This window comes from Aeromonas sp. 130281 (assembly GCF_056642115.1).
This window is the reverse complement of sequence record NZ_JBWVQS010000002.1, coordinates 368,167-382,278: the sequence shown is the minus strand read 5'-3', so window position 1 is coordinate 382,278 and position 14,112 is coordinate 368,167. Positions and strand designations below refer to the sequence as shown.

The 14,112-nt window shown below is 64.5% G+C and carries 14 protein-coding genes and 1 pseudogene; all 15 read right to left on the bottom strand.

The features are described 5' to 3' along the window. Positions 1 to 160: 160 nt before the first annotated feature. A complete protein-coding gene (locus tag AC1IN8_RS08730) occupies positions 161 to 460 on the bottom strand; it encodes a DUF2845 domain-containing protein (RefSeq protein WP_139438182.1) in 300 nt (99 codons plus the stop codon). Next, positions 457 to 1,470: an ABC transporter permease gene (locus tag AC1IN8_RS08725; protein WP_479758636.1), complete on the bottom strand. Its 1,014-nt coding sequence runs from the start codon at positions 1,468 to 1,470 to the stop codon at positions 457 to 459. The genes AC1IN8_RS08730 and AC1IN8_RS08725 overlap by 4 nt, the downstream gene beginning before the upstream one ends. A 76-nt stretch (positions 1,471 to 1,546) precedes the next feature. Then, positions 1,547 to 2,428 (bottom strand): ABC transporter ATP-binding protein, encoded by an 882-nt coding sequence (locus AC1IN8_RS08720; RefSeq protein WP_479758635.1) that lies wholly within the window; start codon positions 2,426 to 2,428, stop codon positions 1,547 to 1,549. Positions 2,429 to 2,573: 145 nt separating this feature from the next. Continuing rightward, positions 2,574 to 3,185 (bottom strand): BamJ family beta-barrel-assembly machinery protein, encoded by a 612-nt coding sequence (gene bamJ / locus AC1IN8_RS08715; RefSeq protein WP_005324672.1) that lies wholly within the window; start codon positions 3,183 to 3,185, stop codon positions 2,574 to 2,576. A 181-nt stretch (positions 3,186 to 3,366) separates the two neighbouring features. After that, a pseudogene (locus AC1IN8_RS08710) lies at positions 3,367 to 3,483 on the bottom strand (copper homeostasis protein CutC); the annotation flags it as partial. A 39-nt stretch (positions 3,484 to 3,522) separates the two neighbouring features. Next, positions 3,523 to 4,248 (bottom strand): copper homeostasis protein CutC, encoded by a 726-nt coding sequence (locus AC1IN8_RS08705; protein WP_479758634.1) that lies wholly within the window; start codon positions 4,246 to 4,248, stop codon positions 3,523 to 3,525. A 41-nt stretch (positions 4,249 to 4,289) separates the two neighbouring features. Further along, positions 4,290 to 5,192: an ROK family protein gene (locus AC1IN8_RS08700; RefSeq protein WP_479758633.1), complete on the bottom strand. Its 903-nt coding sequence runs from the start codon at positions 5,190 to 5,192 to the stop codon at positions 4,290 to 4,292. A 110-nt stretch (positions 5,193 to 5,302) separates the two neighbouring features. After that, positions 5,303 to 5,809 carry a GNAT family N-acetyltransferase gene (locus AC1IN8_RS08695; RefSeq protein WP_319913194.1) on the bottom strand — a complete coding sequence of 169 codons (507 nt, stop codon included), beginning with the start codon at positions 5,807 to 5,809 and terminating at the stop codon, positions 5,303 to 5,305. After that, positions 5,797 to 6,606 carry a M48 family metallopeptidase gene (locus tag AC1IN8_RS08690; RefSeq protein WP_043131085.1) on the bottom strand — a complete coding sequence of 270 codons (810 nt, stop codon included), beginning with the start codon at positions 6,604 to 6,606 and terminating at the stop codon, positions 5,797 to 5,799. The genes AC1IN8_RS08695 and AC1IN8_RS08690 overlap by 13 nt, the downstream gene beginning before the upstream one ends. A gap of 152 nt (positions 6,607 to 6,758) precedes the next feature. After that, a complete protein-coding gene (locus AC1IN8_RS08685; RefSeq protein WP_139438166.1) occupies positions 6,759 to 7,733 on the bottom strand; it encodes a PstS family phosphate ABC transporter substrate-binding protein in 975 nt (324 codons plus the stop codon). A 290-nt stretch (positions 7,734 to 8,023) separates the two neighbouring features. Beyond that, positions 8,024 to 9,319: a phosphate regulon sensor histidine kinase PhoR gene (gene phoR, locus AC1IN8_RS08680; protein ID WP_139438164.1), complete on the bottom strand. Its 1,296-nt coding sequence runs from the start codon at positions 9,317 to 9,319 to the stop codon at positions 8,024 to 8,026. A gap of 8 nt (positions 9,320 to 9,327) precedes the next feature. Next, positions 9,328 to 10,017, bottom strand: a complete 690-nt coding sequence (phoB, locus tag AC1IN8_RS08675; protein ID WP_041206225.1) for a phosphate regulon transcriptional regulator PhoB — start codon at positions 10,015 to 10,017, stop codon at positions 9,328 to 9,330. A 102-nt stretch (positions 10,018 to 10,119) separates the two neighbouring features. Next, a complete protein-coding gene (locus AC1IN8_RS08670; protein ID WP_479758632.1) occupies positions 10,120 to 10,530 on the bottom strand; it encodes a VOC family protein in 411 nt (136 codons plus the stop codon). A 134-nt stretch (positions 10,531 to 10,664) separates the two neighbouring features. After that, the gene (locus AC1IN8_RS08665; RefSeq protein WP_479758631.1) at positions 10,665 to 11,945 is read right to left on the bottom strand and encodes a GGDEF domain-containing protein; all 1,281 of its coding nucleotides are present in this window, start codon (positions 11,943 to 11,945) and stop codon (positions 10,665 to 10,667) included. Positions 11,946 to 12,263: 318 nt separating this feature from the next. Then, positions 12,264 to 13,934: a sigma-54-dependent Fis family transcriptional regulator gene (locus AC1IN8_RS08660; RefSeq protein ID WP_479758630.1), complete on the bottom strand. Its 1,671-nt coding sequence runs from the start codon at positions 13,932 to 13,934 to the stop codon at positions 12,264 to 12,266. Positions 13,935 to 14,112 lie beyond the last annotated feature (178 nt).

Here is a 14,112-nt window from a genome sequence, read left to right as displayed (position 1 = left end):
AGCCCCAACGCGGGGAGTCAGGGGCAAATATTGGGCTGCGTCGATATGGTGCCATGGCGGGGGGAGAACAGGCTCCAACACTCAATCTTCGGGTGGGAGACGAGGCAGGGACAAGGGGCCTCAAGATCGGGGCGCCGACCCGGGGTCGGCACTCAGTGGCTCAACCGCCGCGGGGGCCGTCTTCAATCTCGGTGATGACGCCGTTTTCGACGGTGACAAACTGCATGAATTCGCTCCTGCCGAAGTTGTAGGTCCAGCGCTCGGCATACTTGACCGTCATCCGCGCCCCGAAGCCGTTCTCCTCGTAGCGTGTCAGATCCTCCTTGAGCATCGGCTGACCACAGCGGATCAGCAGCTCGGCCGTGGTGTCCCCCTCGGTCAGCAGGGCGCTCTTGCAGCGCAGGGTGCCGGCATCCACCGGCAGCGTCGCCACCAGCAGCAACCACAGTATTGGTTTCATTTTGCGCTCCATTTGAACAATGCCGCCCCCAGCATGATACACACCAGGGCAAACACCATGACCTGGGCCAACATCCCCGCCACCGCCTGCCAGCCCGCCCCTTCCAGCATGACGGCGCGGGCCGCCTCGATGATCTGGCTGAGGGGTAGACGGGCTGCCACGGCCTGCAACCAGGGGGGAGATCCCTCCAGCGAAAACCAGACACCGGACAAGAACATCATGGGCAAGCTGATGAGATTGAGCAAACCGCTCGCCAGCTCCTCGTTCTGAATGCGGGCGGCGATGAGCAACCCGAGGGAGGCCATGGCGGTCCCGCCGACCAGGGCGATGAAGAGCAGCAGCCAGCCAGAGCCGAGCAGGGGCACATCCAGCAGCCAGTAAGCCACCAGGAAGACCAGCAGGCTCACCACCAGGGTGATCAGCACCCGCGACAGCAACTGGGCGCAGAGAAACTCGGCCGCCGACAGCGGGGTGGCGCGCAAGCGCTTGAGCACCCCGTTCTTGCGATAGCGCACGATGACGAAGCCAACCCCGAACAGGCCGGAGAACATCAGGTTCATGCCGATCACCCCGGGCAGCAACCAGTCGCCATAGCGGATGGCCCGGCCGCTCAGGACTTCTCGTTGCAAGGGCTCGCGCACCGCCTGTCGCAGCAGGTACTCGGCCATGGCCCCCTGGGGCGCATCCGGGTTGACCCAGTAGTGGCCACGCGCCGGTGACAGCAGCAAGTCCAGCTGATGGTGGCGCACCTTGAGGATCCCTCTCGCCTCATCGTCATAGGGGAGGAGCTTGAGCAGCGGGATATGGGCCAGGGGCTGATAGGCGGTCGTCAGCTCCCCTACCACCCCTATCTGCACCAGCGGTTTGGGGGGGCCCGAGAAGATGAGGGAGAAGCCAATCACCAGCAGGAGCGGAAAGAGCAGGTTCCAGACCAGGGCCGCCCTGTCGCGCACGAACTCCAGGGTGCGGGCGTAAAAGAGGGCGCCTATGCGCCTTAGGGATCCCGTCATCTTTCGCTCCTTGCACAGGCTGACTTCGGCGGCATGCCGGCAGGTGCCGCAGTTGGGCGCCGCCATGGGGCGGCGTTCATGCGCCGCTCCGGAGGCTGTGGCCGGTCAGGTGCAGGAAGAGATCCTCCAGGTTGGGGGAGCGCACCTGCATGCCGGTCAGCGGCACCCCCAGGCCCAGCAGCCGCGGCAGCAAGGCCGCCACGTCGGGGCAGTTCAGCTCCACCTGATCCCCGTGTGGCCGCAGCGGATAACCCAGGCTGGCGAGGGCCGGGTGATCCGAGAGGCGCACCAGCACACCGTCGAAGTGCCGCGCCAACAGGGCCGCCGGCGTGTCCAGGCTGAGCAGATGGCCGTGATCCACGATGGCGATGCGATCGCACAGTTGCTGGGCCTCGTCCATGTAGTGGGTGGTGAGCACCACCGTCTTGCCCTGGGCCTTGATCGCCTCGATCCGCTGCCAGAAGTGGTGACGGGCCTGGGGATCCAGCCCTGTGGTGGGTTCGTCCAGAAACAGCAGTTCGGGATCCCCGAGCAGGGCCAGGGCCAGCAGCAGGCGCTGACGCTGGCCACCGGAGAGCTTGCGGCTGTCCCTGTCGATGAACTCCCCAAGGGCGCACAGATCGATGAGCAGTTCCCGTGGCAGGGGGTTGGGATAAAGGCTGGCGAACAGGCGCAGGGTGTCGCGCACCGTCAGAAAATCCTGCAGCGCCGTGTGCTGGAACTGAATGCCGATGCGGGAGCGATAATCGGGGTCGCGGGGGGCGCCATGAAACAGGATCTGGCCGCTGTCCGGGGTGAGGATCCCCTCGAGCAGCTCTATGGTGGTGGTCTTGCCCGCCCCGTTCGGGCCGAGCAGGCCGAAACAGCTCCCGGCGGGAATGGCAAAGCTGAGTCCGTCCACCGCCCTGACACCGGGAAAGTGCTTGATGAGATCGACGACTTCGATGATGGCAGCCATGGCCTGTCTCCCTGGGTGGCCGAGAGTGCGACGTCCTGACTATATCCAAATCTCCCGAGAAGGCCATGGCTCATCCACCAGGGCGTGGCGGCGCGCAAAAACAAACGGCGACCCAGGGGTCGCCGTTTGCATCACGCCAGCCGGATCACAGGATGTCCAGCAGCTCCACTTCGAAGACCAGAGCAGAGTAAGGCGGGATGGAGCCGGCGCCACGGGCACCGTAAGCCAGATCCTGCGGAATGTAGAGCTTCCACTTGGAGCCAACCGGCATCATCTGCAGCGCTTCCACCCAGCCGGCGATGACGCCGGTGACCGGGAATTCGGCAGGCTGGCCGCGAGCGACCGAGCTGTCGAACACGCCACCGTGGGTGAAGGTACCGTGGTAGTGCACACGCACGGACTGACCGGCCACCGGCACGGCGCCGTTGCCTTCTACCATGACTTCGTATTGCAGACCGGAGTCGGTCACTTTCACGTCGGCGCGCTTGGCGTTGTCGGCCAGGAAGGCTTCGCCATCGGCGGCGGCGGCCTTGGCAACGGCTTCCTGCTCTTCCTGCATGCGGGCGGTAATGACCTGGAAGGCATCATTGATATCGTCACGGCTGACCGCGAACTCCAGGCCGTTCAGGGCATCTGCCAGACCTTGTTGCAGGGCAGGGATATCCAGACCGGCGAAGGCTTGCTGCGCCAGCTGATCACCCATGTTGCGGCCGATGCCATAGCTGGCCTTCTGTTCGATAGAGTCGTATTGGGACATTGAGATGTTGCTCCGGGTCCTGAGGGTAAAAGAGACGGGATAATATCAGACTTTTTGGCGAGGTGCTGCCGGCTGCCATCCTGATTTCCCCGCCCGTGGGAGAGACTTCACATCCCCCTCATCCCCGACCCTTCTCCCGCGAGGGGAGAAGGGAGAGGAGACGGCCCAACCACAGGCTGGCTCAGGCGCGATCCAGCAAAGCCCTCACCGCAGCCACCTTGGCGCCGTCGGTGATATTGACCCGGCCGTCGTCCGAGGTGCCCATGTTCACACACATGAGAGGCACCATGCCGCCGCGCGGCACCTATCAGGCCTTGTCCAGCAAAGCCCGCACCGCTCAGGCCTTGTCCAGCAAAGCCCGCACCGCAGCCACCTTGGCGCCGTCGGTGATATTGACCCGGCCATCGTCCGAGGTGCCCATGTTCACTCCGTGGGGCACCATGCCACCGCGCCAGCCCATGCCGGACATGTGCACCTCGCTCACCCCGGTAAACTCGAGTATGGTGCGCACGTTGTCGGCATTGACCCCGGCGCCGGGCATCAGGCTGGCGCGGCCCGACAGGGTCTGCTGCATCGCCTGCAGTGTCTCCAGACCCGCCAGGGCGGTCGGGGCATGGCCGGAGCTCAGGATCCGCTCACAGCCAGCCGCCACTATGGTCTCCAGATCGGCGCGCCAGTTGGAGCTGAGATCGATGGCGCGATGGAAGGTGACACCCAGGGGACCGGCCGCCTCGACCAGCTGTTGCAACTGGGCGGCAGGCACCCTGCCCCCCTCGTCGAGCAGACCCACCACCACCCCTTGCAGACCCGCAGAGCGCGCCGCCGCGATATCCAGCAGCATGAGCTCGAACTCGGCGGCACTGAAGCAGAAATCCCCGGCACGGGGGCGGATCATGGCGTAAACCGGCACGCTGGCGTGGCGGGCAGCAAGCTGCATGAAACCATAGGAGGGGGTGAGACCCCCCAGCCCCAGCGCAGAGCAGAGCTCGATGCGATCCGCTCCGGCTTGCTGGGCGGTGAACAGGGATTCCAGGTTGTCGATGCAGATTTCAAGACGGGTCATGATGACTCCTTATCCAGGGAGATCAGACCCAGTGCCTGATCTCATAAATTGAGCAGGGCGGCGCCACGCACGCCCCCGGCGCCGCCGAAGCGGGCCTGGCGGATAGCCGGCAGGGCGACGCCGGGCAGCAGGTGGCCGGGCAGACGCCTGGGCAGCTCTTCATAGAGGGCGGGCAGCCCGCTGAGGCCGCCCCCCAGCACCACCACCTCGGGGTCTATCACCGAGATGGCGGTGGCGAGCCCGGCGGCCAGGATCTCCAGCCAGCAGTCGATGGCCGAGAGCGCCGCAGGTTCCCGGGCCTCGGCACGGGCGACTATCTGGTGGCCGCTGGCGCGCTCGCCGCGGAAGTGGTGATAGAGCCGCTCCAGGCCGGTGCCCGAGGCGTAGGTTTCGAAACAGACCAGGCGGCCGCAGCCGCAGCGGGGACGGGGCAGGTCGGGGTATTTCATCAATATGGTGGCCGGCAGCGGGTAATGGCCTATCTCCCCCGCCAGCCAGTTGCGACCCTGGATGAGCTTGCCCGCCAGGTAAACTGCGCCACCTATGCCGGTGCCAATGGTCACCCCCAGCGCACTCTCGGCCGCGGCGGCGGCACCCTGGTGCACTTCGGACCAGAGGAAGCAGTTGGCGTCGTTGTCGACGCTGACGGTGCGCGCCAGTCGTGCGGTCAGATCCGCGCCCAGATGACGACCGTGAATGGCGGGCAAGTTTGCAGCCACTATGCTCCCATCCAGTCGATTGATGATGCCGGGAAACCCGATGCCGACGGCGCCTTTCGCACCGAAGCGGGCGTCCGCCGCCTCGACCCGCGTCAGGATCAGTTGCAACAGCCCCTCGTAATCATTGCCGGGGGTGCTCATGCGCTCTTCGTGACAGAGGTTCAGACCACCGTCATACACCGCGAAGGCAATCTTGGTACCACCAATATCAAATCCGTAATACATGCCACACTCCCTTGCCGGTGAACCGGGTCACCTCAGTCTGTCCAGATGGGGCACATTGTATTAATTCGCAAAAAAAATAAAGTAACCATGGGCGAAAAACGGGAGCCAGCTCAAAGCAAACGGAACATTTGTCGCTGAAGACAGGGTTGTCCCAGGCTCGTCAGGGTGCGCTCCTGGCCGTCAAACACGAAGCCGCGGCGCAGGTAGAACCCCTCGCCGATGTGATTGCCATCGAGCAGCCAGAGCCTGACGCACTCGCAACCGGCCCGGCGCATCTGCACCGCCACCGCCTGCCACAACCGCTTGCCATGGCCCCGACGCCAGTGATCCGGGTGCAGATAGAGCGCCCGGATGCGCGCCGTCATCATCCCCTCCTCATGGGCTGGGTGCCAATAGAGCAGGCCGATGACGACCTCGTCCTGGCAGAGCAGCATGGGAACGGGGGCCGGCTCAGCGAGCCGGCGGCGCCAGATCTGCAGATGCTCGGTGACCGCCAGCTGGGCCAGCAGATCCTCACCGAGCACGCCGCCATAGGCCGCCAGCCAGCTGGCCCGCTGCATCACCGTCATGGCGGCGGCATCGGCGGGACGGGCCAGCCGCAGGCTTATGCCTTGCACTTGGGCTCCAGCCCTGCGGCTCGCGCCTGCTGATACAGAGGCTGCACTTCGGCCTGCTGGGCCTGCAGTTCGGCGATGCGATTCTCGTCGCTCGGGTGGGTAGAAAGCAGTTGCGGCGGCGCCTTGCCACCGGCGGCGGCACTCATGTTCTGCCACAGGGGGATGGCCTCGGCCGGGTTGAAACCGGCGCGGGCCATCAGCTCCAGGCCGAGTCTGTCGGCCTCGCTCTCCTGGGTCCTGCCATAGGGCAGGGTGATCCCCACCTGGACCCCGAGCCCGAGCGCCGCCATGGTGGCGCCGCCCCCCTGGCTGCTGCCGATGGCGGCATCGGCCACCGCCAGCCCTATGCCGGTCAACTGATCCCGGGAGAGGCGTTCGTTGGAGTGCTGTGCCAGCACGTGGGTCAGCTCGTGGCCGATGACGGTGGCGAGCTGATCCTGATTCTTGGCGACCTTGAGCAGGCCGCTGTAGACGCCGATCTTGCCCCCCGGCAGGGCGAAGGCGTTGACCTCCTTGGAGTCAAACACCACCACCTCCCAGCTGGTGATGCCATAGCTGGCAGGCACCTGAGCGGTGACCGCCTTGGCCACGCAGGAGACATAGGCATTCACCCTGGCATCCTTGCTCACCTTCTCCTGCTTCTTCATCTGCTCGAAGGAGTCGGCCCCCAGCTGGTTCATCTGCTGGGGGGAGAAGAGCAGCATCTGGCTGCGGCCGGTCGGCGACTGGGCACAACCGGCCAGCAGGGCGCTGCACAAGGCTGCCAGGCCGAATTTGGACAGGGAAGATGCACGCATGAGAGGGTCCTTTACCGTGAAGTTGCCCTATTCTCGGGAATGCCGCCCTCCGGTGCAAGCCAGGCGCCACCCCATGCGACCAAAAAGATCCCGTGGCGCCAAAATAAAAACGAGCCCGTGCGGGCTCGTTTGTTTGCGGTGCAGAAGCGGGATTACATGATGCCCAGCTTCTTCAGATCGGCTTCGGCGATCTTGGCAGGAACCGGTACATAACCATCCTTGGCGACTATGGTCTGGCCCGCCTTGGAGAGCATCATCTTCACAAACTCCTGCTCCATCGGGGAGAGCGGCTTGTTCGGAGCCTTGTTCACGTAAACGTACAGGAAGCGGGAGAGTGGGTACTTGCCGGTCAAGGCGTTGTCTGCGGTCGCTTCGACGAAGGTCGTGCCGTCCTTGGAGAGCGGTACGGCGCGCACGCCGGAGGTGACGTAGCCGATGCCGGAGTAGCCGATGCTGTTCAGGGAAGCGGAGACGGATTGCACCACGGAGGCGGAGCCCGGCTGCTCGTTCACGCCGCTCTTGAAGTCACCGTTGCACAGGGCGTGCTCCTTGAAGTAACCGTAGGTGCCGGAGACGGAGTTGCGACCGAACAGCTGCAGATCCTTGCTGGACCAGTTGCCATCCAGACCCAGATCGGACCATTTGGTGGCGGCCTTGGCTTCGCCGCACTTGAGGGTGCTGGAGAAGATGGAGTCAACCTGCTGCATGGTCAGCCCCTTGATGGGGTTGTCCTTGTTCACGAACACCGCCAGGGCATCGACCGCGACGCGGATGGCAGTCGGCTTGTAGCCGTAGCGTTTCTCGAACGCCTCTTCCTCACCTGCCTTCATGGCACGGCTCATGGGACCAAACTGGGCGACGCCCTCGGTCAGGGCAGTCGGGGCTGTGGAAGAACCGGCGGCCTGGATCTGCACGTTGACGTTGGGGTAGACACGCTTAAATTCTTCGGCCCACAGGGTCATCATGTTGGCCAGGGTGTCCGAGCCCACGGAGGACAGGTTGCCCGAGATGCCACTGGTCGGGGCGTAATCCGGCAGATCTTTATCCACACCGGCAGCCAGGGCGCTGACGGAAAACAGGGTTGCTGCGGTGAATCCGATTACACCAGCCAGTTTGTTGAGTTTCATCCAATCTCTCCAAAGTTACAGAAGGCAATTGCCAATACATGGCGCCGATTAACACTGTCTTGCGGTGGTCAACCCGACTGCATCAGTCAGATTGTTGAGTTCTATTCCGTCCCCTCTTTCCCAAGGTGACGCTGGGTCTGTTCTTAAGACGGCGCCAGTATCTGACCTGGCAGTGACAAATTTATGGAATTTATATGACACTTTGATGACATGGGCCGGGCGCGGCACAAATGCCAAGGGGGCCGCTCTCGCCGCCCCCTTTCTTATTGCTAACCCTTTGTCAAAAAAGACTATTTAACCACCACCATACGGCCGGGAATGAGGAAGCTGAAACGGCTGCCCTGGCCGACCCGGCTCTCTATCTCGAGCTGTGCATCGTGATGGCTCAGGGCATGCTTGACGATGGCGAGGCCAAGGCCTGAGCCGCCGGTGTGGCGGGATCTGGCCTTGTCGACCCGATAGAAGCGCTCGGTGAGCCGCGCCAGGTGTTCCGGGGCTATCCCCTCCCCCTCGTCCTGCACCACAAAGAGCGCCATGGCCCCCTGCTTGCGCCACTCCACCGTGATCTTGCGACCGGCCGGGGTGTAGTGAATGGCGTTGTAGACCAGGTTGGAGACGGCGCTGCGCAGCTGGTCCCTGTCTCCCTTCACGAACAGATTGGACTGCACCAGAAACTCTATCTGATGGGCACTCTCTCCCGACAGGGCCCGGGCCTCCTGCTCCAGCAGCCCCAGCATGGCGGGCATGTCCACCAGATGGGAGAGATCCACGGTCGGGGCCGCCTCGATGCGCGACAGGGTGAGCAGCTGATTGACCAGGTTGTCCATGCGGATGGTCTGCTCCATCATCACCTTGTGCGCCTTGGCCCACATGGCGGGGGGTGGCGGCTCCTCGGTCATCTCCAGATAGCCCTTGAGCACGGTGAGCGGGGTGCGCAGCTCGTGGGAGACGTTGGAGACGAAGTGCTTGCGGGTCTTCTCCAGGCTGCGCAGCCGGGTCACGTCCCGCACCACCAGCATGGCCTGATCCTCGGCATAGGGCATGATGCGAAACTCGAGAAACTTCTCCTCGTTGATGGGGGAGCTCATCTCGAACGGCTCGTCATACTGCCCCTTGCCGAGGTAGGCGACGAAACCGGGGTGACGGATGAGGTTGCCGATGTGCTGGCCGGCATCCTCGGGCCAGCGAAAGCCGAGCAGTTGCTCCGCCAGCCGGTTGCACCAGAGGATGCTGCCGTCGGTGCGAAACACCACGGCGGCATCGGGCAGGGCCTCAGCCCCTTCCCGAAACCGGCGGATGAGGCCCGCCAGCTCGCGGCGCCTTGCACGGTGGCGCTGCTGCAACTTGTAGATGCCATTGAAGATGTATTCCCAACTGCCGCTGCCATGGGGCGGCACCAGGCTGCGATCGTGCCACAGCCAGTCCGACAGCCGCTTCTGGAAGCGGTAGTGCCAGCCCAGGTGCAGCACGGTCGCCACCAGCAGGCAGAGGGAGAGGTGTTCTATCAACCAACCTACCAAGACGAAGGGGGCGTAGAAGAACGCCATTCGCCACAACTGTCGCCGCCAGGCGTAAGGTTGCAACATGTTATCCCCTAGAGACGGGTTGAGAAGCGGTATCCGGCTCCACGCACCGTCTGGATCAATCTGTCGTGCCCGGTCTCTTCAATGGCCTTGCGCAGGCGACGGATGTGCACGTCCACCGTCCTGTCTTCTACATAGACATTGGTGCCCCAGACATTGTTCAGCAGTTGCTCGCGGCTATAGACCCGCTCGGGATGGGTCATGAAGAAGTGCAGCAGCTTGAACTCGGTCGGCCCCATGTCCAGCGCCTTCTCCTCGGCGCTGACCCTGTGGGAGACAGGATCCAGCTTGAGCCCTTGCACCTCGATCACCTCGTCCACCGAGGTGGGGGAGACCCGGCGCATCACGGCGTGCAAGCGGGCGGTCAGCTCCTTGGGAGAGAACGGCTTGGTGATGTAGTCGTCGGCACCCGCTTCCAGCCCGCGCACCTTGTCCTCCTCCTCGCCACGGGCGGTCAGCATCACCACGGGGATCTGGCGGGTCACCTCGTCCTGCTTGAGCTGCTTGATGAACTGGATGCCGCTGCCACCTGGCATCATCCAGTCCAGTACGATGAGCTCGGGGTAAGGTTCACGCACCTTCGCCAGTCCATCGGCATAATCTTCTGCCTCAACCGTCTCATATCCTTTTTGCTCGAGCACGAAGCAGAGCATCTCGCGGATTGGTGCCTCGTCCTCGACCACCAGAATTCGCTTAGCCATATCCCTTCTCTCTCCTCTGTGAAGATGGGTGCGCCAATTATTAGAACTTTCTGTGACACTTTTATGACTTTATGACAGGCCGGATGATAAACGTTTTCAGATTCAACTGGCAGCAGCGAGTTGCAGCAGGTCCCAGCGGTTGCCACTGATGTCCTCGAACACCACCACTGTGCCGTAGGGCTCCTGGCGGGGCTGTTCACAAAAATGGACACCGTACGCCTGCATGCGCTGATAATCCCCCCAGAAGTCGTCGGTCTCGAGGAACAGGAAGACCCGGCCTCCTCCCTGCCGCCCGATGGCGGCCTGCTGTTCGGGGCTGGCCGCACGGGCCAGCAGCAGGGCAGAACCGGGAGCGACTTGCGGAGCGACCCGCACCCAGCGCTTGCCCGGTTTGCCCGGCTCGTCGAGGGGCGTGTCTTCGAGCAGCGCGAACCCCAGCCCCTGGGTGAAGAAGGCGATGGCCTCGTCATAATCGGCCACCAGCAGGGCCAAGGCGCCCAGGTGTTGTGACATGGAGATACTCCTCGATGGATGAGTGAAGGGGGCCAAGCCCCGGCCGGGGCGCATCATAACGGCTGCAAGGCCTGTGCTCCAGCCGCAATCACCTGCGCGAAGGCAAGGTACTGCGCGGTTGGCAGGCCTGCGCCCTAGCCCACCTCGACCCGGTTGCGACCCCGCTCCTTGGCCTGATAGAGCGCCTCGTCCGCCCGTTTGAGGGTCAGCTCAAGGGAGTCCCCGCGCCGCTCCGCCACTCCGAAGGAGGCGGTGATCCTGAGTCCCAGGGGCCACTCCCTGTAGGCCTCCAGCGCCCCCCTCAGCCGCTCGGCCAGCCTCTCGGCCCTCGCCTGCTCATGGTGCAGGCAGACCAGCACGAACTCCTCTCCCCCCCAGCGCACCAGGCGGCACAGGCTGTCACAGTGGCGCAGCAGCTCGCTCACCATGTGCTTGAGCACCTCGTCCCCCATGGGGTGGCCGTGGGTGTCGTTGACCCCCTTGAAGTGATCGATGTCGATGTAGATGAAGGAGAGCGGCATCTCCCCCAGCTCGCTCAAGAGCTTCTCGCCACCGAGCCGGTTGAGGGCCCCGGTCAGGGGATCGTAGCGGGCCTCCTCCTCGGTGCGGCGGTACTGCTCGCACAGGCTCTGGCTGAGCGCCTCCGCCGCCAGCCGCGCCTCGCGGGCCTTGCGCAGCTTGTCTCCCATCAGCAGGTACTGGGTCAGAAACAGCAGTATTCCGTATACCAGCCAGCCCAGCAGCAGCTGGCGGTAGAAGTCCCCCGGCTTGCCCCAGCGGCCATAGAACTCCAGCTTATCCAGGATCAACCTGTAGTCCCCGGGCTGCATCCTGTCGTCGGTGGCAAGCTCGATGGCATAGACATGGTGCAGATCCGTTCCCTGCTGCGCCAGCGGTATCTTGTACTGCTGCACCCACCAGGAGCTGGGGGCGAACACCTTGAGGGGGATGTCCTGGATGCGGCCGTAATCATCGGGACGAAAGAGTACCTCGTTGAACTTGTGGGAAGTCTCGTCCCCGGCTATCGAGTAGGCGGGATCATAGTTGCGCAGATAGAGGCGCCAGCTCTGCGGTTCGCCCCCCTCCACCCTCAGCTTGACCCGCACGCCGCTGAAGTGGGAGAGATCCAGCCCCCACTCGGGGGCTGACAGGGTCAGGATCAGCTCACAGAAGGGGGAGCTGTGGCCCGCGCGCAGCTTGCAGTCGATGGCCGGCTTGTCGCCCCCGGCGATCAGCCTGGTGACCGATTGGCCCCCATGGGCGCGGTCATCCTGGGCCCTGGCGGCTATGCTGGCCTGACCCAGTATGTCCAGCCGCTGCTCTGGCCCGAACTCGAACACCAGGATGGCCAGCAGGCTGCCGAGCAGCAGGCTCCAGAACAACATATTGGTCACGCGGGAATAGGATGGGGTCATGGCGATCACACCTGAAAAAGAGCTTTTACTCTACACCTTGGAATTCCGCACCGTTCTGATCCAGATCCAAGGTTATTACACACGCCCTCGTGGGCGCAGGGGCATTGGTCGGCTCAGCCCGCGCGCAGGGCGTCGCCTGTCATCCGCCGGGCTGAATCCTGTCGGCATTGCACCGCAAGAGGCGGACGCCAGCTCCTGGGGAAGCGGGTTCCCGATGTCATCATTCCTTTCACCACTGAGCGCTCCATGCCATGGAAAAATAAAGAAAAATCATCGCAGAGCCCCAGTCTACACAAGCAAGCGGTACGGCAACACCCCCTAGCCCTCTTCCCGCAGCGCCCGATAGAGGGTGGTGCGGCTGATGCCGAGGCGGCGTGCCGCCTCGCTCACGTTGCCACCACACTCCGTCAGGGTCTGCTGCACCCGCAGCCGGCTCTGCTCGCGCAAGGTGGTGGCACCCCGGGGAGCCGGCATGGCGGCCACTTCGGGCAGGTGCAGGTGGGCGGGGTCAATCCAGCCCTGCCCTTCCGCCAGCACGCAGGCCACCTCCAGCGCCTGCTTGAGCTGGCGCACGTTGCCGGGCAGCGGATGGGCCAGCAACTGTTGCTCCGCCTGCGGCGTCAGTTGCAGGGCCAGGTCCATCTCGGCGAGCAGGCGCCGAATCAAGCCCAGACGCTCGCCCTGGGGCCAGGCCCGCAGCGGCGCAAGCTGCTGGCGCCAGCCGCAGATGCGGTAGTAGAGATCTTCGCGGAAGGTACCGGCCGCCACCATGGCCGCCAGATCCCGGTGGCTGGCGCTCACCAGCCAGAAGTCCACCGGCTCAGGTCTGTGGCTGCCCACCGGGGTGACGGTGCGCTCCTGCAGCACCCGCAGCAGCCGGGTCTGGGCCGGGAGCGGCAGCTCGCCGATCTCGTCCAGCATCAGGATGCCCCCATGGGCGGCGCGCAGATAACCCTGGCTGCCCTGGCTGCGGGCGCCGCTGAAGGCCCCGCCCACGTAGCCAAACAGCTCGGCCTCCACCAGATCGGCGGGCAGGGCGCCGCAGTTGACGCACACCAGGGGCTTGTCCCGTCGGCTCGACCCTCGGTGCAGGACACGCACCAGGTGCTCCTTGCCGCTGCCGGTCTCCCCCTCGATGAGCAGGGAGATGCCCCGCTCCAGCATCTTGAGGGGCACCCCGGCGGTGGCGGGCGGCGTTGCCGGCAGGGACTGGGTTTCGGTTTTAATCACCACGGGATCGGGCACCAGCCGCAATCCGCGCCGATCCCGCAGCAGCTGCTTGCCGTCAAACGGGTGCTGGCCTAGCCAGAGCCGTCCGGCCCGGTTGGCCCCGAGCAGCTCGCCTCCCTCCCCCAGCAGCAGGCGGGCGGACCAGAGACTCTGGGGATCGAGATCCACCAGCCAGCCCGGCTGGCGCGCCAAGAGTGCGTTCTCGAGCGTCATGGCCAGGAGCCGCACCGTGCCCAGCATGTCGCCATCGTGGTGGGCCGCATCGGTGGAGATGTCGAGCACGCCGAGCAGTTGCCCGTCCGGCCCGAGCAGGGGGCAGGCGCTGCAACTGAGGAAGCTGTGCTGGGCGAAGAAGTGCTGGGCCCCCAGTACCTGCACCTCGCTCTGCTCGGCCAGCGCGGTGCCGATGGCGTTGGTGCCCTTGCTCGCCTCCCCCCAGCGGGCGCCGCTGCGCAAGAAGATCCGCTCGGCGTGGCGGGCGAAGCCGTCGTCCCCGCTGGCGGCCAGAATGGCCCCCTCACCGTCACACAACAACAGGCGACAGGGCCTGCCCGCCAGCAACTGGGCAAACAGCGGCAACACGAAGCGCTGGAAGCAGGTGATAAGGGTTCTGTGCTGCTCCTGGCGGGCCGACAGTTCCCCCTGGGGCAACAAATCCAGCTCGGCGCTCTGCTGACGGAGCAGGCCCTGATGCAGGCAGCGCTGCCAGGAGCGCTGGATCGGGCTGGGACTGGGACTGGATTGAGGTAACTCGCTCATCACGCCTCCTGCTCATACAGAACATGAATAGGGCCGGGGCTAGATTGGGGTAACTCGCTCATCACGCCTCCTGTTCACAAAGGGCACAGTGTCACGGCCACTGTCCAGAAACGGCACAGTCTCATCGGCACCGCCGCGGTCACTGGTTAATCAAGATACGCCGCCACACCCCGTTTGA

Bases quoted from the DNA above. Each gene is read 5' to 3' on its own strand.
- AC1IN8_RS08705 (WP_479758634.1), bottom strand. From the start codon at position 4,248: ATGACCCGTCTTGAAATCTGCATCGACAACCTGGAATCCCTGTTCACC.
- AC1IN8_RS08725 (WP_479758636.1), bottom strand. From the start codon at position 1,470: ATGACGGGATCCCTAAGGCGCATAGGCGCCCTCTTTTACGCCCGCACC.
- AC1IN8_RS08730 (WP_139438182.1), bottom strand. From the start codon at position 460: ATGAAACCAATACTGTGGTTGCTGCTGGTGGCGACGCTGCCGGTGGAT.
- AC1IN8_RS08690 (WP_043131085.1), bottom strand. From the start codon at position 6,606: ATGCGTGCATCTTCCCTGTCCAAATTCGGCCTGGCAGCCTTGTGCAGC.
- AC1IN8_RS08660 (WP_479758630.1), bottom strand. From the start codon at position 13,934: ATGAGCGAGTTACCTCAATCCAGTCCCAGTCCCAGCCCGATCCAGCGC.
- bamJ (WP_005324672.1), bottom strand. From the start codon at position 3,185: ATGTCCCAATACGACTCTATCGAACAGAAGGCCAGCTATGGCATCGGC.
- phoR (WP_139438164.1), bottom strand. From the start codon at position 9,319: ATGTTGCAACCTTACGCCTGGCGGCGACAGTTGTGGCGAATGGCGTTC.
- AC1IN8_RS08720 (WP_479758635.1), bottom strand. From the start codon at position 2,428: ATGGCTGCCATCATCGAAGTCGTCGATCTCATCAAGCACTTTCCCGGT.
- AC1IN8_RS08670 (WP_479758632.1), bottom strand. From the start codon at position 10,530: ATGTCACAACACCTGGGCGCCTTGGCCCTGCTGGTGGCCGATTATGAC.
- AC1IN8_RS08665 (WP_479758631.1), bottom strand. From the start codon at position 11,945: ATGACCCCATCCTATTCCCGCGTGACCAATATGTTGTTCTGGAGCCTG.
- AC1IN8_RS08700 (WP_479758633.1), bottom strand. From the start codon at position 5,192: ATGTATTACGGATTTGATATTGGTGGTACCAAGATTGCCTTCGCGGTG.
- AC1IN8_RS08685 (WP_139438166.1), bottom strand. From the start codon at position 7,733: ATGAAACTCAACAAACTGGCTGGTGTAATCGGATTCACCGCAGCAACC.
- phoB (WP_041206225.1), bottom strand. From the start codon at position 10,017: ATGGCTAAGCGAATTCTGGTGGTCGAGGACGAGGCACCAATCCGCGAG.